Consider the following 16277-nt stretch of genomic DNA (forward strand, 5'->3'; position numbering starts at 1 on the left):
GCGTGATGACAAACCAGCACGCTCCGACCGTGGGAGTGCTCGGCTCGTACGGTGGAATGAATCTCGGCGACGAGGCGATCCTGACGAGCCTTCTGACGGATCTCCGCCGACGCCGGCCCGATACCCGCACGGTGGTGTTCTCGCGCGAACCCGAGTACACCGGGCGCGCGTTCCGGGACGTCGAGACGATCCCGTGGGAGGGCGTGAACCGGGAGCGGATGGCCGAGGTGCTGTGCCGGCTCGATCTGCTCGTCCTCGGTGGCGGTGGAATCCTGTACGACACCGAGGCTCGCCGGTACCTGCGCCTGGTCGCGACGGCGCAGGAGTGCGGTGTTCCGGTGTTCGCGTACGCGCTGGGCGCCGGTCCCCTGACCGAGGAGCTGGACCGGCGGCTGACCTGCCAGGTTCTCCACGACTGCGTCGAGGTCACGGTGCGCGACGAAAGCTCTCGGCTGACCCTGGAGGAGGCCGGGGTGCGGTGCCCGGTGACCGTGACGGCCGACCCGGCGTTGCTGCTGGAACCCGAGGAGTTCGTCGGCGACGCGCTGCGGCAGGAGTGGGTGGTACCCAACGGCTCGCGGATGGTCGGCATGAGCGTGCGCGAGCCGGGGCGTGCCGCGCACAGCCTCGACGTCGACGCGTACCACCAGTTACTGGCGCACATGGGCGACTTCATGGTCCACCGCCTCGACGCGCATGTGCTCTTCGTGCCGATGGAGCGCCAGGACATCGGCCACGCGCACGCGGTGCTGTCGTACATGACCGCCGCGGACCAGTGTCGGGTCCTGCACGGCACCTACCCGCCGCGCCAGATCCTGGGTCTGATGCGCCACATCGACCTGGCCGTGGGGATGCGCCTGCACTTCCTGATCTTCGCCGCGATGGCCGGGGTGCCGATGCTGCCGCTGCCGTACGCCGGGAAGGTCTTCGACTTCGCCCGGCAGGTCGGCGCTCCCGCACTGCGCGGGGTGGTGCGCGAGGCGGCCGGCCCGCTGCTGGCGGAGGTGGACCGGCTGTGGGACGAGCGGCCGTTGCGGGCCCAGCTCGTCGCCGACCGCCTGGCGATACTCCGTGAGCGCGCCGCGCTGACCGGTGAGCGGCTGGCCGGGCAGTTGGACCGGATCGCGCCCACCACGGTCGGGTGGGCGGTGCCGTGAACCCGGCATCGATCGACGGTTGAGACGATCATGGCGGGCAGGCACGATCACGGGATGGGTGACGCGTACGACGTGGTCGTGGTGGGTGGCGGTCACAACGGTCTGGTCGCCGCGGCGTACCTGGCCCGGGCCGGCCGAAAGGTGCTCGTCTGCGAGCGGCGGCACACCGTCGGCGGGGCGGCCGTCTCGGAGCACCCGTTCGGGCCCGACTTCACCGTGACCTCGCTGTCGTACGTGGTCAGCCTGCTGCCGGCGGACATGGTCCGCGAGTTGCGGCTGGTCGACCACGGCTACCGCGTGTACCCGCAGGGTCCGTACTTCGCGCCCCGGCGTGACGGCGGGTACCTGGCACTGCCGGATGATCCGGCCGATCGGTACGCCGAGATCGCGAAGTTCTCAGCCGCCGACGCCGAGGCGTACGAGCACTGGAACGCCTGGCTGGGACGCCTTGGCGGCCTGGTCGGGCCGCTGCTGGAGTCGATCCCGCCGAAGCTCGGCTCGAAGAAGCCGCGCGACCTGCTGGGGCAGGCGGCGCTGGCGGCGAAGCTGCGCAAGGTCGACGTACGCGCGGCGTTCGACCTGACCCGGTTGTTCACCGCGAGCATCGCCGACCTGGTCGAGGAGCGGTTCGCCAGCGACGCCATGCGCGGGGTGCTCAGCGTCTCCGGGGTCATCGGCACCTGGGCCGGGCCGCGCAGCGCCGGCACCGCGTACGTGATGCTCCACCACCACGTGGGGGACACGGCCTGGGGTTTCCCGCGCGGTGGCATGGGCGGGGTGACGCGGGCGATCGCGGGCGCCGCACGTGGGTTCGGCGCCGAGATCCGCGTCGACGCGCCCGTCGCCCGGATCGACGTCGTGGGCGGCCGGGTCCGCGGCGTCACCCTCGAGTCGGGCGAGGAGATCCCGGCGGCCACGGTCGTCACGACGGCCCACCCCAAGATTTCGTTCCTGCGGCTGGTCGAGCGGTCCCAGCTGCCCGACGACTTCGTCGCCGACATCGAGGCGTGGCAGACCCGCTCGGGCACCGTGAAAATCAACTTCGCGGTGGACCGGCTGCCCACCTTCACCTGCCACCCCGAGTTCGACCCGTCGCGGTACGGCGGCACGATCGTGCTCGCCGAGTCGCTCGACGACGTGGAGTGTGCCTACCAGGAAGCGGTCGCCGGCCGGGCGGCGACGTCACCGTTCGCCGACATCTGCATCCCGTCGGTCTTCGACGACTCGCTCGCACCGCCGGGCAAGCACGTCGTCAGCGCGTTCACCCAGTGGGTGCCACACACCTGGGCGCGCGAGCCGGACGCCGACGAGCTGACCGGGTACGCCGACCGGCTGACCGCCCGGATCGAGGCGGTCGCGCCCGGGTTCATCGACTCGATCATCGGCCGCCAGGTCATCGGGCCGGACACGATGGAGCGCGAGTACGGCCTGGTCGGCGGCAACATCTTCCACGGCGAGCTGAGCCCGGGGCAGATGTTCCACTGCCGGCCCGCCGCCGGGTACGCCGACCTGCGCACCCCGGTACACGGCCTGTACCAGGCGGGCTCGGCCACACACGGCGGGGGCGGGGTGACCGGCGTTCCCGGGCGTAACGTCGTGCGTCAGGTACTGGCGGACGAACGCCGCCACGCGCGGCGCCGATCGGGTACAGGGAGGACAGTCGATGAGCGGTGAGCGCTTCGACGGCGCGGACCACGGAGGCGCGGACCACGGAGGCGCGGACCACGGAGGCGCGGACCACGGATCGGACCGGCCTCCGGGCGACGGACTGGTCACGCGCGGTGTCGGGTTCGGCCTCGCGTCGGCCGGACTCGTCCTGCTGCTCGCGTCCGAGCTGCTGCCGTGGGCGTCGGTGACGACCACCCCGCTGCAACAGGACTTTCCGACCGCGAGCGGTGGCCGGATCGAGTCCGGGCTCGCCCAGTTGGCGATTCCCCACGAGATGTTCAACCTCGGTTGGCTGGCCGTGCTCGGGGCCGTGGCGACCGCGCTGGCGGTGCACCCGCCCGCGCGGCGGATCGCCGCGGCGGCCGGCCTCGGCCTGGCCGCCGGCCAGCTGGCGATGCTCGTCGGGATCACGTACGGGATCACCCACTCCTCGGCCACGACCGGGCTCTTCACCGGTGTTCTCCTGCCCGGCCAGGTGATCGGCCGCTTCGCGGGGACGCAACAGGTCGACATCGGCGCGTACTGCGCGTACGCCGCCCTGGTGCTGCTGGCCGGCGCGCTGCTGCTGGCCCTCGGGGTACCGGGACGGCTGCACCGGTCGGGACCGGAGGTCGAGGACGCCGGGCCGGCGGACCTGACCGTCATGCCCGGCCCGGCCGTCATGCCCGGCCCTGCCGCCGACCCGGCCGCCCCGTACCGCCCGGCCGCCGACCCGGCCGCCTGGGCACGGCAGCCGTCCGCGGCGGACGGCCGGCAGTCCGATATCGAAGTGGGCGGGTGGCGGCCCGAACGGTAAGCTCACGCATCGTGATTGACCTGCGCCTGCTGCGAGAAGACCCCGACCTGCTGCGAGCCAGCCAGCGCGCCCGCGGCGAGTCCGAGGGTGCCGTCGACGCGCTGCTCGCCGCCGACGAGGCACGCCGTGCGGCCGTGTCCCGTTTCGAGGCGCTGCGCGCCGAGCAGAAGCAGCTCGGCAAGCAGATGCCGAAGGCGAGCGGTGCCGAACGGGAGTCCCTGCTCGCCCGGACCAAGGAACTGTCCCAGCAGGTCAAGGACGCCGAATCGGCGGCGAGCGCCGCGGACGAGGCCCTGCGCCGCGCGCAGCTGGCCGTGCCCAACCTCGTGGAGGAGGGCGCCCCGCCCGGCGGCGAGGACGACTTCGTCGTGCTGCGCGAGGTGCGCCCGAGCGGTAGCGAGGGCCTGTTGGGCTCGGCCGGGAATCCTGCCGATTTCCGGCTGCGCGACCACCTGGAGATCGGCGAGGCGCTGGGCGCCATCGACGTCGAGCGCGGCGCGAAGGTGTCCGGCAGCCGGTTCTACTACCTGACCGGCGTCGGTGCGCTGTTGCAGCTCGGCCTGCTCCAGTTGGCGATGCAGCAGGCCGTCGAGCACGGCCTGACCCCGGTGATCCCGCCGGTTCTGGTCAAGCCGGAGTCGATGGAGGGCACCGGCTTCCTCGGTGCCCACGCCAGCGAGGTGTACCGGCTGGAGGCCGACGACCTGTACCTGGTGGGTACGTCGGAGGTGCCGCTCGCGGCCTACCACAGCGGGGAGATCCTCGACCTCGACTCCCCGCGCCGGTACGTGGGCTGGTCGTCGTGCTTCCGTCGGGAGGCCGGCTCGTACGGCAAGGACGTGCGCGGCATCCTGCGGGTGCACCAGTTCGACAAGGTCGAGATGTTCTCGTACGTGCGGCCCGAACAGGCACACGACGAGCACCAGCGGCTGCTCGCCTGGGAAGAGGAGATGCTGGCCAAGGTCGAGGTGCCCTACCGGGTGATCGACGTCGCGGCCGGGGACCTCGGTTCGAGCGCGGCGCGCAAGTTCGACTGCGAGGCGTGGGTGCCGTCGCAGGGCCGCTACCGCGAGGTGACCTCGACGTCGAACTGCACCACGTTCCAGGCCCGGCGGCTGAACATCCGGTACCGGGATGCCGAGGGGCGTACCCAGACCGCGGCGACGCTCAACGGCACCCTGGCGACGACCCGCTGGCTCATCCCGATCCTGGAGAACCACCAGCAGCCGGACGGCTCGGTACGGGTACCGAAGGCGCTCCAGCCGTTCCTCGGTGGCCGGGACGTCCTGGAGCCGGTCACGCGCTGACCTCCGCCGACCGGTCCGGTCCGCCCGGTGACGTTCGCGGGCCGGACCGGTCGTGTTGTGCTGATCTCCACGTACCCGAGGTACGGTTGCTGCCCGCCCATGCCAGGAGGCGCGCATGACCAGGTACCCGACCCGCCCCGGCCTGCCGAAGCTGATCGCGACCGACCTCGACGGCACCCTGGTGCGCAGCGACGAGACGGTCAGTCCGTACACCCACGAGGTGCTGGCGCGGGTGAAGGCCGCCGGCATCCCGATCGTCGGCGCCACCGGCCGGGGCCCCCGCCTGATCGAGCTGGTCCGCGCCGACATCCCGGCGGCCGACTTCCTGGTGATGGGCGGCGGTAGCCGGGTGGTCGACCTGACCGACCCCGACGTGCCGCTGGTGCTGCGCGACGAGCGCCTCGACGGGGACGTCCTGGGTGCCCTGCTGGAGACCCTGGAGCGCGAGGTCGGCACGCTGTCGGTACTGGTGGAGGCCGGTGACGAGCCCCGGTCGCCGCTGTGGGGCGACCTGCACCCGGCGTGGCGCTACCCGGAGGTGGTGGAGGTGCGGGTACGTGCCGAGGCCCTCACCGGCCGCGTGATCAAGGGCTTCGCCTACCACGACAGCTACGACGCCGACCAGCTCCTCGCGCTCGCCCAGCGGCTCGTCGACCCGGCGACCGCCACGGTGACGCAGGCCGGGCTCGGGTACATCGAGATCTGCCCGCCCGGCGTCGACAAGGCCAGCGGGCTCGCGGTGGTGGCGCAGGCGCTCGGCGTGGACCCGCATGACGTGCTCGTCTTCGGCGACATGCCCAACGACCTGCCGATGTTCGAGTGGGCCGGGTTCGGGCGGGTCGCCGTCGCCAACGCCCATGCCGATGTGCGGGCCGCCGCCGATCACGTCACCCTCGCGAACGACGCCGACGGGGTGGCCGTCTACCTGGATGCGATGCTGTCGACGTGAGAATGCGCCTGGTCGCCACGGACCTCGACGGGACGCTGGTGCGGAACGACTTCACCATCGGGGCCCGCAACGTCGCCGCCCTGGAGCGGGTCGAGGCTCTCGGCGGGGCCGTCGTCCTGGTCACCGGGCGGCCGATCCGATGGCTGCCTCCGGTGTACGAGTACCTGCCGAACCGGCCGCTCGCCGTGGTCGCCAACGGCGCCGCGGTGTACGACCCGGCCGACGACAAGATCCTGCACGCCACGCCGATGTCCCCGGACGCCGTCGCGGAGGCGGTCGACCGGCTGCGGTCGGCGGTACCCGGCGTGTGCTTCGCCGTCGAGACCGAGGGCGGTCGGGTCCTGCTGCACGAGCCCGCGTACGCCGTCGGCGACTGGGAGGTCGAGCGGGCCGGGGTGCACACCGTGGACCGGGCCGAACTGGCCGCGCAGCCGGCGGCGAAGCTGCTGGTCAACGCCGGCCGGCAGCCGGCGGACACGTTCACCGCGCTGGTCGGGCGCGTGCTCGACGGGGTCGCGGAGGCGACGAACTCGTCGTCGAGCGGCATCGTCGAGGTCTCCGCCCGTGGCGTGACCAAGGCGGCCGGCCTGGCCTGGGTGGCCGATCGCCTCGGGGTGCCGCGCCATGAGGTCGTCGCGTTCGGTGACATGCCCAACGACCTGCCGATGTTCGCCTGGGCCGGGCACGGCGTGGCGATGGGCAACGCGCACCCGGAGGTACGCGCCGCTGCGGCCGCCGTGACCGGCACCAACGACGCCGACGGGGTCGGTGCCTACCTGGAGCGGATGTTCCTGTCGTAGACGGCTCCCGGAGCCCGTCTACGACAGGAGCCGGTCTACTCCCGGAGCCGGTCTAGAGGTACTGGCCGGTGCCGCCCTGGCCGTCCTGCTGCTGGTTGGGCGGGACCATGCCGGGGATGAGCCGGCCGCCCGGGCCGACCGGCAGCGCGGGCCGGCCACCGCCGCGCATCTGCTCCAGTTGCATGCGGGCGGCCATCTGCTGGGCCACCAGCGCGGCCTGGATACCGTGGAACAGCCCCTCCAGCCAGCCCACGAGCTGCGCCTGCGCGATCCGCAGCTCCGCCTCGCTGGGCGTGGTCTCCTCGTTGAACGGCAGCGTCAGCCGGCCCAGTTCGTCGCGCAGCTCCGGGGCGAGCCCCTCCTCCAGCTCGACGATCGAGCGGCTGTGGATGTCGCGCAGCCGTTGCCGGCCGGCCTCGTCGAGCGGGGCCGCCCGGACCTCTTCGAGCAGCTGTTTGATCATGCTGCCGATGCGCATGACCTTCGCCGGCTGCTCGATCAGCTTGCCGGGGTCATCGCCCTCTTCGTTCTGGTCGGGCTCGAGATCGACGGTGCCCACGGGGCGGCCGTCCGGCCCCACCACGAGCACGGTGCGGCTCTGCTCGGCTTCCGACCGGTCCGGCTGTTCGAGGTTGTCGGCCATGGCTCCCATCCTTACGCACGCTTGCGGTCGATCCGCAAGGCGGTCTCCACAATCGTGACAGTGCCGACGTGTCAATCTGGGGTATGACCGCCAACCCTCGGGATGTGCTCACCCGTCCGGCGCCGGAGCCCGACTTCACCGTCCGCTACGGTGCCCACCCCGATCACGTCGCGGACGTACGGCTGCCGCCCGGCGACGCCGACGGTCCGCTGGTCGTGTTCGTGCACGGCGGGTTCTGGCGGGCCGAGTTCGACCGGCGGCACACCGCGCCGCTCGCCGCGGACCTGGCCGAGCGGGGCTATCCGGTCGCCACCGTGGAGTTCCGGCGAACCGGGCAGGAGGGCGGCGGCTGGCCGGGTACGTTCACGGACGTGGCGGACGCGGTGACGCGGGTACCGCGGCTCGTCGGCGCGGCGCTGGCCGACCGGGGCCGCGCCGTCCCCGACCTGACCCGGCCGATCCTCGCCGGCCACTCCGCCGGCGGTCACCTGGCCCTGTGGGCGGCGGGTACGACCGGGCTGCCGGTGCGGGGCGTCCTCGCGCTCGCCCCGGTGGCCGACCTCGCGCTCGCCCACCGGCTCGACCTCGACGGTGGCGCGGTGGCGACGCTGCTGGGCGGCGGTCCGGACGAGGTACCGGACCGGTACGCGGCGGCCGACCCGATGCGGCTGCTTCCGTTGACGGTTCCGGCGGTCGTCGTGCACGGCACCGCCGACGACCGGGTACCGGTCGAGGTCGGCCGCTCGTACGTGGCCGCCGCGCGCGCCGCCGGGGACGACGTGACGCTGGTCGAGCTTCCGGAGACCGAACATTTCGCCGTGATCGATCCCCGGTCGGCGGCATGGTCCTCGGTGCTCGACGCGCTGGCTGCGCTGCGGCATCGGGCCGGGTGACCCGCCCGGCCGGGCGGCGCGGGCGCTCCGGCGTCATCGAGCGGCGCGTCGAGGCGGATTGACGCCCACCAAGAAAGCGGGTAGAACGCGCATCGGGGTCGCCGATCGGCTCGGCCCTGCCGTCTTCCTGGAGGATCACGTGTCCGAGCTCACCCGCCGGCAGGCGCTGAGGATTCTTGCCGCGCTCGGCGCCGGAGGGGCGGCGGCGCCCATCCTGTCCGCCTGCAACAGCGGCGGAGGGCAGCGGACGAACGCGGCCGACCTGCCGCCCGTGAAGGTCGGGCTGGTCGTGCCGCAGTCCGGCGTGTACAAGACCATCGGTGACGATCTGAGTCGCGGCTTCGAGCTCTACCTCGACCTCAACAACCGACGGCTGGGTGGCCGGCAGGTGACCCTGGTCACCGTCGACGAGGGTGAGACCGCCGATTCGGGGCGGGCCGCCGTCGAACGCCTGGTCAAACAGGAGAAGGTGCTCGCGATCTCCGGGGTCGCCAGTTCGACCACGATGACCGCCGTCCGCGACCTCGTCGAGACCTCGCAGGTCCCCCTGATCGGCTCCAACGCCTCGCCGACCACGTTGCAGGGCGTGCGGTACATCTGGCGTACGTCGTACGTCAACAACGAGCCGGGCAAGGCGCTCGGCCGGTACGTGGCCGCGAAGGCGGGCAACAACTCGGTGGCCATCATCGCCCCCGACTACCAGGCCGGCCGGGACGAGATCGACGGGTTCCTGTCGACGTTCACCGGCACCGTCGAGGGCCAGCCGTACTACACGGCGTTCACCCCGACCCCGACGACGAACTTCCAGACGCAGCTCACGTCGATCAAGAATTCCAAGGCCAGGGCGGTGCTCTGCTTCTTCGCCGGTGCCCAGGCCGTCGAGTTCGTCAAGCAGTACCGGCAGTTGGGGCTGACCCAGGACCTGTACGCCCCGGGCTTCCTCACCGAGGGCGCGCTGCTGCGCCAGCAGGGCGAGGCGGCACAGGGCATCTACACCTCGATGAACTACTCCTCGGACCTGGACAACGACGCCAACCGGCGGTTCGCCGCGGCGTACCAGAAGGCGTACAACGCCGTTCCCAGCGCGTATGCGATGGCGTCCTACGACGCGGCCCTGGTCCTGGACCGGGCGATCGCGGCGGCCGGTGCGGTGGACGTCACGCCGCAGTCGCTCAACCTGGCGCTGGGTCGGATCGGGTCGATCGACAGCCCGCGCGGTGCGTGGCAGTTCAACCAGAACCGGACCCCGTTGCAGATGTGGTACCTGCGGCAGGTGCGCCGGGACGGCGGCGTGCTGTCCAATACGGTGCTGTCGCCGCTGACCACGCTCGGGTAGCCGGCCCCGCCATTCTCGATCTTGGAAAGTTGGGCACCGCTATTGGTGCCGAGCTTTCCAAGATCTACGAAGGGTCGATCCGTTCCAGGCCGGCGGCCAGCGCGTCGTAGGCGCGGTGGCGGAGGGCACGCAGTGCCTGCGGGCTGATCTCGCCGTTCTCCAGCTCGCACAGGGTCGCCTTGGCCGACAGTGTGGCGATCCCGGCGAGAAGCTGCGGGTAGAGCGCGTGGGCGGGTTCGCCGGTACGCTCCGCCACGAAACCGGCGATCGTCTCGTTCAGTTCGTGAAAAATCATCTGGTACGCCGGCAGCAGCTCCGGCAACTGCTGCACCAGCCGCATCCGGGCCAGGATCTGACGGTGCTGGTCGCCGTCGTCGATGTCGACGGCGTCCATGGCGGCGCGGACCGCCTCGACCGGCGTCTCGTCCGCCGGCCGCTCGGCGAGGGCCGCCCGTAGCCGGCCGACGATCGTGTGCGCCACATCTCCGAAGAGCACGTGCCGCTTGGACGAGAAGTACCGGAAGAAGGTGCGCACCGCGACGTCCGCGGCGTCGGCGATGTCCTCGACCGTCGTGCGCTCGTACCCGCGCTCAGCGAAGAGCCGCAGCGCCGCCGCCTCCAGCGCGGCGCGCGTCTCCCGCTTTTTGCGTTCGCGCCGGCCGCACAGGGGGCTACCGGGGCTTCCGGGGATGGTGACCACCCCCTCATGGTGTCACGTGCATCGGTGTGTCACCCTGTGTCTAGTGTCATTGACTGCCACTTTTTGAGTCGGCGGCCGATCGTGAATCGGCCGCCACTTCGTGACGAGGGGACCTGAGATGTTCGCGGCGATCGGGCGCGGTGTCACCCGCCGACCCTGGCTAGTGATCGTGAGTTGGGTGGTGCTCGCCATCGCCGTGATCGCGGCGGCACCGAAGCTGTCCGACGTGACCAACTCCGACCAGTCGTCGTTCCTGCCCGACAGCGCGGAGTCGGCGCGGGCCAAGATCCTGGCCAAGGGCGCCTTCCCGGACGGGGAGGGTACGAGCGCCGTGATCGTGGTCAAGCGCCGCGACGGCGCCGCCCTGACCCCGGACGACCTGGCCACGATCGGCGGCCTCACCCGGCGGCTGAACGCCGACAAGCCGGCCGCCGTCCGGGGCGTCCTGTTCGACCCGGCCCAGACGGTCGCGCCCAACAAGCGGGTGGCCGTGCTCGCCACCCAGTTCACCGGCCCGCCGGAGCGCCAGGACGTCCGCGACGCCGTCGTCGCGCTGCGGGCGCGTACCGGTCAGGAACTCCGGCAGGGCCCGCTCACCGCGGGCATGACCGGGCAGGCCGCGATCACCGTCGACAACAAGCAGGCGTTCGCCGACGCCGAGAAGATCGTCACGGCCGTCACGCTGGGCCTGATCGTCGTACTTCTGCTCCTGATCTTTCGCAGCCCGATCGCGGCGCTCCTCCCGCTCCTGGCCGTCGGGGGCGTCTTCGGCATCTCCACCGCGCTCATCGCCGCCGCCGGCAAGGCGTTCGACTTCCAGGTCGGCCAGGAACTACCCACGATGCTCACGGTCGTCCTGTTCGGCATCGGCACCGACTACATCCTGTTCCTGCTGTTCCGGTACCGGGAGCGGCTGCGCGCCGGGGACGCGCCCCGTGAGGCCATCGTGGCCGCCGTCGACCGGGTCGGCGAGGCGATCTTCTCGGCCGCGTTCGCGGTGATCGCGGCGTTCGGCGCGCTCGTCCTGGCCGCCCTGGGCTTCTTCACCACGCTCGGACCGGCCCTCGCGATCGGCGTCGCGGTCATGCTGCTGGCGGCGTTGACGCTGGTACCGGCGATCGTGGCGCTCCTGGGCCGCCGGGTGTTCTGGCCGTCGAAGTCGGCGTCGCGGACCCCGGAGGCGACCCGGTTCGCCGCCGTCGGGCGGTTCGTCGCGCGCCGCCCCGTCGCGGTGATCGTTGCCTCGCTGGTCCTGCTCGGCGGGCTCGCGGCCGGCGCGCTGACCTACCACCCCGACTACGACCCGATCGGCCAGCTCCCCAGCTCGACCGAGGCGACCCGGGCGTACGGCGACCTCAAGCAGGGCTTCCCGGCCGGCGCGCTCAACGCCACCGACGTGTACCTGCGCGCGGACAAGCCGGTCGACGAGGCGGCGCTCGGCGCGTTCGTGCAGAAGCTCGCCGGCGTACCCGGCGTGGCGAGCCCCATGCAGCCGAAGGTGTCCGCCGACGGGCGGGTCGTGGACGTACCGCTCGTGCTGAACCTGGAGCCGTACAGCGGCGCCGCGCTCGACCTGGTCTCCGGCCCGCTGCGCACCGCGGCCCACGCCGCCGCCCCGGCCGGGACGCAGGTGCTCATCGGCGGGCAGACCATGGCGTTCGCCGACGTCCGTGACACCACCAACCGCGACCTCGCACTGATCTTCCCGGTCGCCGGCCTGCTGTTCCTGCTGATCCTGGCCGCGCTGCTGCGGGCGGTGCTCGCGCCGCTGTACCTGGTCGGCCTGGTCGTGCTCGGGTTCGCCGCCACGCTCGGCGCGTCGGCCGGCCTGTTCCAGGGGGCGCTGGGCAAGCCGGGCCTGGCGTTCACGATCCCGATCATCCTGTACCTGTTCGTCACCGCCATCGGGACCGACTACAACATCCTGGTCACCGCGCGGCTGCGCGAGGAGATCCGGGAGGGCAACCCGCCCCGGCGCGCCGCGGCCCTCGCCATCGAGCACGCCGGGCCGTCCGTCGCGGCCGCCGCGGTCATCCTCGCGGGTACGTTCGGCGCGCTGCTCGTGTCGGGGGTGCCGTTCTTCGCCGAGATCGGTTTCGCGGTGACGCTCGGGATCGTGCTGGTCGCGTTCGTGGTGTCGGTGCTGCTGGTACCGGCGGTGACCGCGTTGATCGGGCACGCGGCGTGGTGGCCGGGGCACCGGGACCGGGCGGCGGCCGGCGGTGCCGAGGCCGCGCCGGAGACTGGAGAGCTGGTGGACGCGTAGGCATCACAGGTCTGGTTACGCAGACGTGGAAAGGCCCGCCAGAGGATCTCTGGCGGGCCTTCTCACCTGGTAGCGGGGAGAGGATTTGAACCTCTGACCTCTGGGTTATGAGCCCAGCGAGCTACCGAGCTGCTCCACCCCGCGTCGCTCCGTCGACACTAGTCGACCCGACTCCTGATCTCCAACCGGAAGAAGGGGCCGCGCGTGATCGTCGACGTGACGTTTCTCCTGCGCGGCCGCCGCTCGCGGGTACGTTCGGCGCGCTGCTCGTGCCGTTCTTCGCGGAGATCGGGTACGCGGTGGCGCTTGGGATCGTGCTGGTGCGTTCGTGGTACCGGTGCTGCTGGTGCTGGCGGTTACGGCGCTGGTCGGGTGCGCGGCGTGGGGGCCTGGGCGCCGGGACCGGGCGGCCCGGGGGATGCCGAGGCTGGCCGGGAGGCCGATGAGTTGGTGGGCGGGTACGGGCACGGACGTAGGTCCAGGGTGAGCGATGGCGGCTACCGGTGTCGCGCACCCCGTATGGTGCGACCCCCGACCTGTCCATCGCTGACCCAGCGCACCCGGTCTGTCCGGCTATATGTGGCGTTCGACGGTGGGTCGTGGAGCAAGTGGGACCACGACGCGCCAGCTGTCCTGTAAAAACGACTGAGACCTGTGGTTGCTCTAGGCGACTGTCCTGCATCAGAACTAGCCTGTGGAGGTGTCGTCGATGGTGGCGGAAGGCGATCTGCGGTTCAGCGTCCCGCTGTACACGCAGGCTGAAGCTGCGCGGTACCTCGACATGCCCGCGACGACGTTTAGGACCTGGACGCAGGGCTATGAACGTCGACCCAGCGGGCGATCGGCGGTCAGGGGAAGCCCGTTGGTCGCATACATAAAGCCTCGTCGCCTGGCCGAACCTTCTGTGCCTTTTGTGGGGCTTGCGGAGGGAATGTTCTTGTCGGCGCTGCGAAGGGCCAACGTTCCGCTTCAGCAGATCCGGCCCGCGTTGAATTTGGTACGGGAACGACTCGGTGTCGCGCACGCTCTTGCGTCTAAGCGTCTGTATGTGGTTGGTGCGCAACTTTTGTGGGAGGTTGCGGAAGAGGGGGATCTTGGTCCTGGTGCCCGTCGCGCCTTGATCGTTTTGCGGAATGGTCAATACGTATTCCGCGACGTCATAGAGAGCTATCTAAAGCGGATCGACTATGCGGACGATGGTTATGCGGCCCGGGTAGAACTACCCGGATTCGAGGTTGCGACGGTATTTGCGGATCCGACGATCAATTTTGGTCACCCTTTCTTTGCGGCAACGGGGGCGCCCGTAGATGCTGTGTTATCGAGGCTACGAGCGGGTGAGTCCCTCTTCGATGTAGCTGACGACTTCGATCTCAGTAGCGATGAGGTCGCCGAGGTGGCGGACCGAGCGGAATTGACCGCTGCATGAGAGGGTCCCCGCTGCTAGTCTTCTTGGACCGCAGCGTCGGGACAAAAAAGATTGCTCTAGCCCTAAGGGAGTTAGGGCTAGATGTGGAGACGATCCATGATCGCTACGGTGACGAGTCACCTCGAATTCCGGATACGCGTTGGATTGAAGATGCTACGGTGTCTGGTCGGATCCTCATAGGTGCAGACAAGCGCATCCGTTATCGAAGCCTTGAGCGTATAGCGATCTGCCGACACGGCGCCAAATGCTTTACCTTTCCTCGCGGTGATCTGACTGCGGGCGAGATGATTCGACGAATTATTCAGCACCTAGCTGAGATTGGCCGGCTGGCAAAAGAGCCAGGTCCGTACGTGGTACATCTTCGTGCTGAGCAGATCGTCCCGATGCAACTGGACTGCGATGACTTGGGTGGCGAGAGTTGGGCTCCCGAGTAGTGTCCGGGCCGATCCTCGTCTTCGGAGATACCTTGCGAAGACCAACGCATCGTCAAGGAAGCCGCAGACGTGATCCGAGATTCCAAAGCTCCTTTATCTTTTCTATTTGTAGACGGAGGGTGAAGTCGGCCCTGATCGGCATATTCCATCACCGCCATGTTGTAACGGGGCGAGGTTGACCGGCACGGCGTGGTTTGGTTCGGCTGGGTGTGGGTGGCAATGTTGAGTGTCATGCCGTGACAGCACACGGCCTCTCCGGGATCGTGGAGCGGCTGGGAACTAGAGGTCGAACTCGCCGTTGCGGGCGCCGTCGAGGAACGCCGCCCACTCGTCCCGGGTGAAGGTCAGGACCGCACCGGTGCCGTTGGCCTTGCTGTCACGTACCTGGATCGTCCCATCGTGGCGACGAACCTCGACGCACGCGCCGCCGTTACCGCCGGACCGGGTGGACTTGAACCAGGGGGTGTCGGTGCTCATGGTGCGTGCTCCTCTATCGGGACTGACTTCTCGTAGATCAGGTCGAAGATCTTTCGGTACTGATCCAGCTCGTCCGGCTTCTCCAGGTACCGGGCGCCGGTGTGCATCTCCAGGTAGACCACGGGCGGGTCGTCCGGATCGTCGAAGTCGAAAATGATGAACGCGCCGGTGTGCATCGCGGCGTGTGCGCCCGCCTCCCACGGCAATACGCGGATGTCGATGTGGTCGAGCTTGGCCAGTTCGCGGAGCCGTCGGGTCTGCTCGGCCATCACCTGATCGCCGCCAACCGGCCGAGCCAGAACTGCCGATCCGAGGACCGTGGTTAGCCGCGGCGGCGGCGTGCGCATAGACAGCGTCCGCTGACGCCCCAGTCGCAACTCGACCTGGCGCTGGATCACGTCGTCGCTGTCGTCCGGCCGCACCGCTCGGTAGACCGCCTTCGCGTAGTCGGCGGTCTGGAGCAGGCCGTGGACCAACTCGGGGTCGTAGATGCGGATCTCGCTCGCGGCGGCTTCCAGCCCGATGTAGAGGCCGAACCAGTCGGGTACGGCGTCGCCGTAGTCCTCCCACCAGCCCTGCTCGATGGTGCCGAGCGCCAGCGCGGCGAGCGCGTCGGTGGTCGGGGCGTCGGCGCCGTATAGCCAGCAGAGCGTCCGTGCGTCGGCCACCTTGATCGGTACCTTGCCGCTTTCGATGCGCCACAGCTTCGTACGGCTCATCAGCTTGGCGGTCTCGACATCGCGCTCGGTCTTGCCGGCAGCCTCGCGCAGGCGGCGCAGTCGTCGGCCCAGTTGGCGCCGGACGACCGTCGAACCCGAGATCGGCATGCTGACCTCCACGGGAAGAGTGTTTCACGTCGAAACGACGGTTCGGCGTGGGAGCCGATTGGCTCCGGTGGATGAACCTGGCACGACGGCACTCAAAACGAAACATTGCTTGCGGTTATGTGCACTCGGATGCTGACCACGTGGCTCGGACCGAGGAGGTCGGCACGATGCGCATCCGGATCCGGCGCTGGTGGCGCCGTGCACAACCCGATCCATTGCCCGAGGCGGCGTCGCCACCGGTGGTCGAGTCCGGGCCGGAGCACCCGCCCTGGGCCGACGCGCCGACGTGCCTGTACGACACCGTCGACCCGGTACGGCCGTACGTGATCAGGGAGTGCGACGGATGATCCTGCCGTACGACATCGAGAACCCACCCGAAGAGCCGCCTGACGGCGCCGACCGGCTGGTCTGGCTGCTCGCCTGGGCCGTGCACGTCGAGCACCAGCCGGGCGCGAACGGGTTCTGTGTCGCCCCTACCTGTGCCAGGCAGTCGGTGCTGTGGCCCTGTCATCAGAGCAAACTCGCCACCGGAGGCTTCCTGTTCGCGGCGTGGCACCTGCGCAAGCTCCCCCCGTGACCGGCGAGTAGGTGACCGAAC

Annotated in this window: 17 protein-coding genes and 1 tRNA gene; 13 read left to right on the plus strand and 5 right to left on the minus strand. The window is 70.3% G+C overall.

All coding sequences use genetic code 11. From position 1 onward, the window contains the following. The first annotated feature begins 5 nt into the window (after positions 1-5). From ACNTMW_RS11375 to ACNTMW_RS11400, 6 genes are all read left to right on the plus strand, one after another. Positions 6-1157 carry a polysaccharide pyruvyl transferase family protein gene (locus tag ACNTMW_RS11375; RefSeq protein WP_426633401.1) on the plus strand — a complete coding sequence of 384 codons (1152 nt, stop codon included), beginning with the start codon at positions 6-8 and terminating at the stop codon, positions 1155-1157. Between the two features lie 54 nt (positions 1158-1211). Then, positions 1212-2831: a phytoene desaturase family protein gene (locus ACNTMW_RS11380; protein WP_426633402.1), complete on the plus strand. Its 1620-nt coding sequence runs from the start codon at positions 1212-1214 to the stop codon at positions 2829-2831. Further along, a complete protein-coding gene (locus ACNTMW_RS11385; protein ID WP_426633404.1) occupies positions 2821-3621 on the plus strand; it encodes a hypothetical protein in 801 nt (266 codons plus the stop codon). Before ACNTMW_RS11380 ends, ACNTMW_RS11385 begins: the two co-directional genes overlap by 11 nt. 11 nt (positions 3622-3632) lie before the next feature. Beyond that, the gene (gene serS, locus ACNTMW_RS11390) at positions 3633-4928 is read left to right on the plus strand and encodes a serine--tRNA ligase (protein ID WP_426633405.1); all 1296 of its coding nucleotides are present in this window, start codon (positions 3633-3635) and stop codon (positions 4926-4928) included. 115 nt (positions 4929-5043) lie between these two features. Beyond that, positions 5044-5877: an HAD family hydrolase gene (locus tag ACNTMW_RS11395; RefSeq protein ID WP_426633406.1), complete on the plus strand. Its 834-nt coding sequence runs from the start codon at positions 5044-5046 to the stop codon at positions 5875-5877. A gap of 2 nt (positions 5878-5879) precedes the next feature. Then, entirely contained in the window at positions 5880-6677 is a 798-nt protein-coding gene (locus ACNTMW_RS11400; RefSeq protein WP_426633459.1) for an HAD family hydrolase, read from the plus strand. Between the two features lie 52 nt (positions 6678-6729). Here ACNTMW_RS11400 and ACNTMW_RS11405 read toward each other — a convergent pair whose 3' ends face one another. Beyond that, positions 6730-7329 carry a bacterial proteasome activator family protein gene (locus ACNTMW_RS11405; RefSeq protein ID WP_426633407.1) on the minus strand — a complete coding sequence of 200 codons (600 nt, stop codon included), beginning with the start codon at positions 7327-7329 and terminating at the stop codon, positions 6730-6732. 74 nt (positions 7330-7403) lie between these two features. On the opposite strand from ACNTMW_RS11405, the gene ACNTMW_RS11410 reads away from it, so the two are divergent. Further along, complete coding sequence (locus tag ACNTMW_RS11410; protein ID WP_426633460.1) at positions 7404-8213, plus strand: alpha/beta hydrolase family protein; 810 nt, start codon at positions 7404-7406, stop codon at positions 8211-8213. Between the two features lie 139 nt (positions 8214-8352). Next, the gene (locus ACNTMW_RS11415; protein ID WP_426633408.1) at positions 8353-9549 is read left to right on the plus strand and encodes an ABC transporter substrate-binding protein; all 1197 of its coding nucleotides are present in this window, start codon (positions 8353-8355) and stop codon (positions 9547-9549) included. A gap of 64 nt (positions 9550-9613) precedes the next feature. Here the strand turns inward: ACNTMW_RS11415 and ACNTMW_RS11420 are convergent, their stop codons facing one another. Next, complete coding sequence (locus tag ACNTMW_RS11420) at positions 9614-10249, minus strand: TetR family transcriptional regulator (protein WP_426633409.1); 636 nt, start codon at positions 10247-10249, stop codon at positions 9614-9616. A gap of 169 nt (positions 10250-10418) precedes the next feature. On the opposite strand from ACNTMW_RS11420, the gene ACNTMW_RS11425 reads away from it, so the two are divergent. After that, positions 10419-12515, plus strand: coding sequence for an MMPL family transporter (locus tag ACNTMW_RS11425; RefSeq protein WP_426633410.1), 2097 nt, complete (start codon positions 10419-10421; stop codon positions 12513-12515). A gap of 67 nt (positions 12516-12582) precedes the next feature. On the opposite strand, the gene ACNTMW_RS11430 is transcribed toward ACNTMW_RS11425, so the two are convergent. Continuing rightward, positions 12583-12659 (minus strand) — tRNA-Met (locus ACNTMW_RS11430). Between the two features lie 565 nt (positions 12660-13224). On the opposite strand from ACNTMW_RS11430, the gene ACNTMW_RS11435 reads away from it, so the two are divergent. After that, entirely contained in the window at positions 13225-13941 is a 717-nt protein-coding gene (locus tag ACNTMW_RS11435) for a DUF433 domain-containing protein (protein ID WP_426633411.1), read from the plus strand. Further along, on the plus strand, positions 13938-14375 hold the full coding sequence (locus tag ACNTMW_RS11440; protein WP_426633412.1) for a PIN-like domain-containing protein: 438 nt from the start codon (positions 13938-13940) through the stop codon (positions 14373-14375). Before ACNTMW_RS11435 ends, ACNTMW_RS11440 begins: the two co-directional genes overlap by 4 nt. A 279-nt stretch (positions 14376-14654) precedes the next feature. Here the strand turns inward: ACNTMW_RS11440 and ACNTMW_RS11445 are convergent, their stop codons facing one another. Both ACNTMW_RS11445 and ACNTMW_RS11450 read right to left on the minus strand, forming a co-directional pair. Beyond that, positions 14655-14852, minus strand: coding sequence for a DUF397 domain-containing protein (locus tag ACNTMW_RS11445; protein WP_426633413.1), 198 nt, complete (start codon positions 14850-14852; stop codon positions 14655-14657). Further along, on the minus strand, positions 14849-15679 hold the full coding sequence (locus tag ACNTMW_RS11450; protein WP_426633414.1) for a helix-turn-helix domain-containing protein: 831 nt from the start codon (positions 15677-15679) through the stop codon (positions 14849-14851). Before ACNTMW_RS11450 ends, ACNTMW_RS11445 begins: the two co-directional genes overlap by 4 nt. Positions 15680-15819: 140 nt before the next feature. Here ACNTMW_RS11450 and ACNTMW_RS11455 point away from each other — a divergent pair, with 140 nt between their 5' ends. Beyond that, positions 15820-16026, plus strand: a complete 207-nt coding sequence (locus tag ACNTMW_RS11455) for a hypothetical protein (RefSeq protein WP_426633415.1) — start codon at positions 15820-15822, stop codon at positions 16024-16026. Continuing rightward, positions 16023-16256, plus strand: coding sequence for a hypothetical protein (locus tag ACNTMW_RS11460; protein ID WP_426633416.1), 234 nt, complete (start codon positions 16023-16025; stop codon positions 16254-16256). The genes ACNTMW_RS11455 and ACNTMW_RS11460 overlap by 4 nt, the downstream gene beginning before the upstream one ends. The last annotated feature ends 21 nt before the right edge of the window (positions 16257-16277 follow it).

The sequence above is a fragment of the Planosporangium spinosum genome, assembly GCF_049999945.1.
Taxonomy (GTDB): domain Bacteria; phylum Actinomycetota; class Actinomycetes; order Mycobacteriales; family Micromonosporaceae; genus Planosporangium; species Planosporangium spinosum.

Excerpts from the sequence above, each read along its gene's own strand:
- ACNTMW_RS11440 (WP_426633412.1), top strand. The coding sequence starts at position 13,938 with ATGAGAGGGTCCCCGCTGCTAGTCTTCTTGGACCGCAGCGTCGGGACA.
- ACNTMW_RS11460 (WP_426633416.1), top strand. The coding sequence starts at position 16,023 with ATGATCCTGCCGTACGACATCGAGAACCCACCCGAAGAGCCGCCTGAC.
- ACNTMW_RS11385 (WP_426633404.1), top strand. The coding sequence starts at position 2,821 with ATGAGCGGTGAGCGCTTCGACGGCGCGGACCACGGAGGCGCGGACCAC.
- ACNTMW_RS11405 (WP_426633407.1), bottom strand. The coding sequence starts at position 7,329 with ATGGGAGCCATGGCCGACAACCTCGAACAGCCGGACCGGTCGGAAGCC.
- ACNTMW_RS11435 (WP_426633411.1), top strand. The coding sequence starts at position 13,225 with ATGGTGGCGGAAGGCGATCTGCGGTTCAGCGTCCCGCTGTACACGCAG.
- ACNTMW_RS11450 (WP_426633414.1), bottom strand. The coding sequence starts at position 15,679 with ATGCCGATCTCGGGTTCGACGGTCGTCCGGCGCCAACTGGGCCGACGA.
- ACNTMW_RS11445 (WP_426633413.1), bottom strand. The coding sequence starts at position 14,852 with ATGAGCACCGACACCCCCTGGTTCAAGTCCACCCGGTCCGGCGGTAAC.
- ACNTMW_RS11400 (WP_426633459.1), top strand. The coding sequence starts at position 5,880 with ATGCGCCTGGTCGCCACGGACCTCGACGGGACGCTGGTGCGGAACGAC.
- ACNTMW_RS11375 (WP_426633401.1), top strand. The coding sequence starts at position 6 with ATGACAAACCAGCACGCTCCGACCGTGGGAGTGCTCGGCTCGTACGGT.
- ACNTMW_RS11410 (WP_426633460.1), top strand. The coding sequence starts at position 7,404 with ATGACCGCCAACCCTCGGGATGTGCTCACCCGTCCGGCGCCGGAGCCC.
- ACNTMW_RS11395 (WP_426633406.1), top strand. The coding sequence starts at position 5,044 with ATGACCAGGTACCCGACCCGCCCCGGCCTGCCGAAGCTGATCGCGACC.
- ACNTMW_RS11380 (WP_426633402.1), top strand. The coding sequence starts at position 1,212 with ATGGGTGACGCGTACGACGTGGTCGTGGTGGGTGGCGGTCACAACGGT.